8 protein-coding genes and 1 pseudogene are annotated in these 5,993 nt (G+C 31.2%); 4 read left to right on the forward strand and 5 right to left on the reverse strand.

What is annotated here, in order from left to right; genetic code table 11:
• Positions 1-117: 117 nt before the first annotated feature.
• The 5 genes and pseudogenes from JGH11_RS18645 to JGH11_RS18660 form a co-directional block, all read right to left on the reverse strand.
• Positions 118-252 (reverse strand): annotated as a pseudogene (locus tag JGH11_RS18645) (IS5/IS1182 family transposase); the annotation flags it as partial.
• 72 nt (positions 253-324) lie between these two features.
• Positions 325-459 carry a hypothetical protein gene (locus JGH11_RS20500; protein ID WP_255561856.1) on the reverse strand — a complete coding sequence of 45 codons (135 nt, stop codon included), beginning with the start codon at positions 457-459 and terminating at the stop codon, positions 325-327.
• Positions 460-791: 332 nt separating this feature from the next.
• Positions 792-1,133: a hypothetical protein gene (locus JGH11_RS18650; protein WP_201114324.1), complete on the reverse strand. Its 342-nt coding sequence runs from the start codon at positions 1,131-1,133 to the stop codon at positions 792-794.
• A gap of 172 nt (positions 1,134-1,305) precedes the next feature.
• A complete protein-coding gene (locus tag JGH11_RS18655; RefSeq protein ID WP_201114325.1) occupies positions 1,306-1,605 on the reverse strand; it encodes a hypothetical protein in 300 nt (99 codons plus the stop codon).
• A 90-nt stretch (positions 1,606-1,695) separates the two neighbouring features.
• Positions 1,696-2,130, reverse strand: coding sequence for a hypothetical protein (locus JGH11_RS18660; RefSeq protein ID WP_201114326.1), 435 nt, complete (start codon positions 2,128-2,130; stop codon positions 1,696-1,698).
• A gap of 819 nt (positions 2,131-2,949) precedes the next feature.
• Between JGH11_RS18660 and JGH11_RS18665 the strand changes: the two genes are divergently transcribed.
• The 4 genes from JGH11_RS18665 to JGH11_RS18680 all read left to right on the forward strand — a co-directional run bounded on the left by JGH11_RS18665 (position 2,950) and on the right by JGH11_RS18680 (position 5,884).
• The gene (locus tag JGH11_RS18665) at positions 2,950-3,855 is read left to right on the forward strand and encodes a vitamin K epoxide reductase family protein (RefSeq protein WP_201114327.1); all 906 of its coding nucleotides are present in this window, start codon (positions 2,950-2,952) and stop codon (positions 3,853-3,855) included.
• Between the two features lie 86 nt (positions 3,856-3,941).
• Complete coding sequence (locus JGH11_RS18670; RefSeq protein ID WP_201114328.1) at positions 3,942-4,523, forward strand: thioredoxin domain-containing protein; 582 nt, start codon at positions 3,942-3,944, stop codon at positions 4,521-4,523.
• Positions 4,520-5,650 carry a thioredoxin family protein gene (locus JGH11_RS18675; RefSeq protein WP_201114329.1) on the forward strand — a complete coding sequence of 377 codons (1,131 nt, stop codon included), beginning with the start codon at positions 4,520-4,522 and terminating at the stop codon, positions 5,648-5,650. Before JGH11_RS18670 ends, JGH11_RS18675 begins: the two co-directional genes overlap by 4 nt.
• 63 nt (positions 5,651-5,713) lie before the next feature.
• Complete coding sequence (locus tag JGH11_RS18680; protein ID WP_201114330.1) at positions 5,714-5,884, forward strand: TIGR04149 family rSAM-modified RiPP; 171 nt, start codon at positions 5,714-5,716, stop codon at positions 5,882-5,884.
• Positions 5,885-5,993: the final 109 nt, after the last annotated feature.

Genomic DNA, 5,993 nt, shown 5'->3' on the forward strand with positions numbered 1-5,993 from the left:
TAGTTATATAGTCTTCGCTTAAAAAGTCTTTAGGTTTAAAAACAACATAAAGATTCTTGCTTGTATCCATTCAAAAATACGAACAAGTTTCTTTTTATATTCTTCTTTCTACTTGTTCATCATTTTTTTGAAGTTGAATGCAGCCACGGAAAGCGTCACGTTGATCTTATCTCCGAAGATCCCTTTGTAGAAGTTTCTTGAGAGTCGGAGATCTGTCTTCAAGTTTGCAATAATGGGTTCGATGGCTGCTTGTCGTCTATGTTGTCCACGTCTCTTTTGTTGTTAGTAAGTATTTAGTTTCTTTTTGTTGAAGAACTTGGGAATCTATGTAAGTATATAATTAATCTTTTTATGGCCATTGTAACCTCTATCTGCGATAAGGGCTACGATTGCTGTTGATGGCTTGTTTGTCAATGCTGATGCAGGATTTGATTCAGCAGGATTCAGAAATGAGTGCATTGAATACGGTGTAATGGCCAACACTGCTTTAAACCAAAGGAATGGTGATAAAGATGAAGATATATTATTTGATGAATAGCTTTATGAACAAAGATATACTATTGAAAGAACAAATGTTTGGATGGACTCCTACAGAACTTTACTCAATAGATTTGAACGGAAGGCTGTAACATAAAAGGTGATCAACTATATGGCATTTATGATTATATTATTGAACAAAATTAACAAAAACGAAAAGTAAAGATGACTTCAATATTTGTTTTACTACGATTGAATGATATCTTTTGCTTTATAGAGGACTAAGTAAGGATAACAATCGAAGTAATAGAACTTTACTTCTTTTCAAACATTAAAGCTTTAGCTTTTTTACGAGAAGCAATAGCAGAACGAACTTCTATTGATTCATAATCTCTAGAATGATAATTTGTTATATTAGAATTTAAAGTTAGATATAAATCACCATTCATCAACCCAATATAATCTGTATAATCTTTAATTTCAATATGACTAATCCAATCTTTTTTTATTATAGCTTCGTGAATCCGAGTATCTAACGAGATCGGATCTCTGAGATCAGACAACCACATTCCATTATATACCGTAGTATAACTGCAAACCCATTCTTCGAAAGTTTCATAATATACTTGCAACACAAAACATTGCATGAAACTCATAATATCGCTGTAAATCTTCGTATTGAGGTATTAATCCATGCCTATTTTGGGTACTATTATAATCATTTGCTCTTACATGATTTTCTTTGTGAACATCGCCTTTAAAACTCCAAACATTACAAATAAATTCATTAGCTAATGCTAAAATATGTCCTCTATCTGTTTTAAATAATCAAGTCAACCGATCGTACCAATATGGTACAGAGTCCATATGATCAAACTTGAATTCAGGTTTTTCTTTGTTTTGTTGTAAACTTAATCCTTCGACTCTTAATAATGACTTCTCTAATTCCTTAATAATATTTTCTTTACCGTCAATATTAGTTCCTTCACAAAGAGCTAAACAAGTATTTTCAATAAAGGCATTAATTAGTGCATGAGGTAATTGGGGTGTATTAATTTCTGAAATAAAAGACTCAATGAATGGGGGTAGAATATCTGGATTTTCATGAGCAATTCGATTAATTGTCATCCAAAGATATAGTTTAGAAGAGATACTTAGATTATAAGACTGAAATTGTATGCTTTTCTGCGATTTGCTATGTATTGCTTGGTGATCTAACTATACATTCTCTGCAAGGCATTTGTACATAACACCGTTGTATGATACTATATCATTCGGATAATAGGTCTTGAATTGCGAATAATGAGCAACCGATTCAATTTCTATTTTAATATCCACATGCTCTTCCCAGTATTCAATACCTGCCGGAGCCTTAAATCCACTTATTGAACGGATCACTTCGTATATTTTACCTTCATAGTACAAATGAACTCCAACAGGATATGTGATCTGACGGTCATATTCTGCTACATACTTACCTTTATTCAACTCCAGCTCAATTTTGTAATTTTCACTCAGATACTTTATCAGGCTTATCTCTGCCGATTCTTCTGCCTGAATAAATCGTTCTGCATTATTGCATGTCATCTGAGACAGAGCTTCCTGCGTTATCACGCCTAGATAATCACTATCGTTTAAAAATATTCGGTACATTCCTATCTATTTTTATAAGAATAGATAGTTAGTGGGATTTAGGATTATGATATCTGGCTATTAAGAGAAAAAATTGCCTTTTAGCTCAAAATATTTTTTAATACTAGAACATTTTTGTTTCTACACGGTTCAATAACGAAACCATATTGCGACAAATATTTTTACTTTCATATAAGCAAAATCTTTATTTAATATAAAAAATAATAACACACAATATCCATATAGTATTTTTCTCGATTATAGAATCGTATAACAATGTAAATAAACGTATTATGTATTTTAGCATATAGTTTTTCATATAGATACATCCACATTTTATTTTTGACATTTAAGATTCAAGACAGAGTACTCTTAATGATATACAATTATGACCAGATTTTTTTATTTATTGGTCAGATTTTTTATGCCTGTATTATATTAAATTACATTATTTGTAAATGTTAAAATATGGAGACAAGCAAGCAATTATTGCTCATTGCATTTATTTTGCTTGAATCCTCAAAATATAATTAATACCTAGAGCTACATGAAAAACGATTTTTCGGTTATAATGTCCACTTATAACCAAGCTTCTTTTATCTGGAGGGAAATTAATATTACATACATTAAAACAAGCATAGTCAAGGGTAAAGGTATAGAATCAATCTAAGGATTGGGTATGGCTAAAGATGAAGATACCAAATACTAGGACGAAGAGAGGGGGATAGCCTACACATGTAGTGCAAGTCGTGTGTATTAACACATGTGAAATGCATAAGAGTTGAATATATTTTTATAACATAATAGATAAGCAAACTCAATAGCAAAATAAATTTTATTATGGACATATTTTCTACTAGCCAAAAACAAAATCCCCTTGCTTGTATACTATATCTTCTAAAAGTAAAATATACAAGGAAATATACGGTAAAAACATTTGACGAACATCCATATAAATACACTATGTTCGGATTATCTAAAATGTTGTCTTTGTATGGGATTGATAATATAGGAGTATACGTAAAAAGCAAGCGCTTGCAAGAAATAGAGGCTCCTTTTATCGCTCATACGGGTAAAGACTTTGTCTTTGTTGAAAAAATTACAGAAGGCGATGTTACATACTACCAGAATACCCAGAGGCTGGAGGTGTCTATCGATAAATTTAAGGAAATATGGAGTGGCGCTACTTTGTTGGTAGAAGCCAATGAGAATTTAATAGAACCGGAATATAGAAAAAATAAAAAAGAAGAATTAATAACTAATATTCTACAATTACTATTCCCTGCCATTTGGATTGTATCTGCTTTTATTGGTCTTGTTCAAAACCGTATTTATTTGAATATAGGATTAATGCTATTGTTGCTGTTCAGCTTAGGTGGGATGTATGCCGGTTATTTGCTTGTACTTAAACAAATGAAGATAACGAGTAACCATGCCGATAAAATTTGCTCTTTACTCAGCCGTGGAAGCTGTAATGATGTTTTGGAGTCATCGGCTGCCAAATTTATGGGAGTAATTGGTTGGAGTGAGATAGGACTTTGTTATTTTTTTGCTAATACCATTATCCTACTCTACACTCCATATTTATTACCATATTTGGTTTTAATCAATATTTGTGCATTACCATATAGTTTTTGGAGCGTATGGTATCAAAAGTTCAAAGTAAAACAATGGTGTCCTTTATGTTTAATGGTGCAAGTCTTATTTTGGCTATTACTCTTAACAAGTTTTTTTTCAATTTCATAACTATTCCAACTTTTGAAATAATAGACATAATAGTGCTTGGGGCAATATACTCTATGGTATTTCTTTTAATTCACAAATATGTTTTAATGAATTCTAAAGTTTTGACCTTGGAGTTAGTCGCTCAGAAATTTAATAATCTGAAATATAAGGAAAACATATTTAACAATCTAATAACTGAAAAACACTATGATACAGAAAATATAACCCAAATTAAATTAGGAAATATAAAATCCAAAAATATTATAACGATAATAACAAACCCGCTATGCAACGGATGCATATTAGCACATGAGAAAATAAACTACTTACGTAGATACAATAAAGATCTGTGCATTCAATTTATATTTAGCGACTTAGGTCATGGCAGCTCTCTCCAATCTACTAAATTCCTTGCAGCAGCATATATTAAAGGTGGAGAAGAAATAGCCTCAAAGCTTTTCGACGATTGGTATCTCGACCATAATAACAACAGAGTATCCTTATTTTCTTTCCCTGAATATCAAATTGCAGAAAAATATATGATGGATGAGCATGTTGCGGCAGAACTGAGCAAGCATAGTGAATGGGTTAGGGCTAACAAAATAAATTCGACGCCTATAATTCTATTAAACGGCTATCTATTTCCCAAAGATTATTACGAAATAACAGACTTAAATTTAGTATTATGAAAAAAAATGATCTTACATATATATTCATAGCGATATTATGCTGTTTATCAAACCAATGCTATTCCAAAGACAAGATGAAAGAGCGGGTATGGATATTAGATATAAAAGAGATTACACTTGATTCCCTAAAAGCAAATTTTAGAGGGAGTACTATACAGGATCTTTATTTTGAAAACCATAGCGATAACAAATGGATACTAAATATACCGAACAGTATTTATTATGATTATCAGTACTTGGATATTTCTGCATACAGACAAGATAAAGGCTGGAACGAAGTAATATTAATTGATACTTCAAAATTTGTAAAATATAATGTAACTAACATATTATATTTTAGCGAAGATCATGATGTGATTATCACGGCAAAGCCTCTTCACATCCCGGATGACAATAACAATGCCCTTGTGCTGGCTACTACATGTTCGGACAAAGAATATGTCAATGGCAAGAATATGTCAACTCTTCTCTCTGAAATGAGATACAACGAAATATCACAGCAGGAAGCATTAGACACTATAATCGAGTATATAAAATCAGATCCTAATTCGTTGGCCATAATGAAAATAATAGATGGTTTCTTTTCTGAAAATATTAAGCTGGAAACTTATAAACAAATCTACTCTATGTTTTCAGATAAGGTAAAGAACACTCCTGCCGGTAATTCTTTTAAAGTATATCTTGAAGATAGAGAGACTTATGAATTGAGTACAAAGATTAGCGTGTTCAACTTATTAAGATGTGACAACCTACAAGTAGAACCTTTTATAAAAGATGACGGAAAATACAAATTGATTATTTTCTCTTCCGTAGGATGTCGTCCATGTCATGAAGCTATACCTATCTATAAACAAATATATAACGACTTGTCAGACAAACTGGATATGCTCTACATTTCCATTGATACAAAGGATCAGGCTGAAGCTTGGAATAAGATACTCGAGAGGTATGAAATTCCTTGGCGAAGTTATTTCTCATACGATATAAAAGGAGGGATATTGCAAAAATATATGCTGAACGCTGTTCCTAGTTGTTTTTTGGTAAATCCGGATATGATGTTTGAAAAAATAGATATAAGAAAGGAAAACGACAAAATAAAATTATATAAGCTAATTAATGAAAAATAAATATTGCGCAACTTTATTTATATTGAAAATTTTCAAGAATGTTTAACTGTTTAAATTAAAAAAATGAAAAAATTAGGAAAATTGAAATTGAATGATGTAAATCTACTAGACGACAGTCAATTAAAAAGTATTCTGGGTGGTAATGGTGGATATACCGTTGTCTCATGTGTTCTAAATGAAAATGCTGCAGGGTGTAAGGAATCTGGTAAATGCGAAAAGTCAAAAACATCTTAATCTCGTTTTATGTCCAACTTTTGGTGGGCAGTTCACCTATTTAAAGTATTTTTTTTGTAAAACTTCAGTATCAATTTAATTAGGCGATTGTTAGATGAATAGATATAAT

This window comes from Dysgonomonas sp. Marseille-P4677, assembly GCF_016652235.1.
Taxonomy (GTDB): domain Bacteria; phylum Bacteroidota; class Bacteroidia; order Bacteroidales; family Dysgonomonadaceae; genus Dysgonomonas.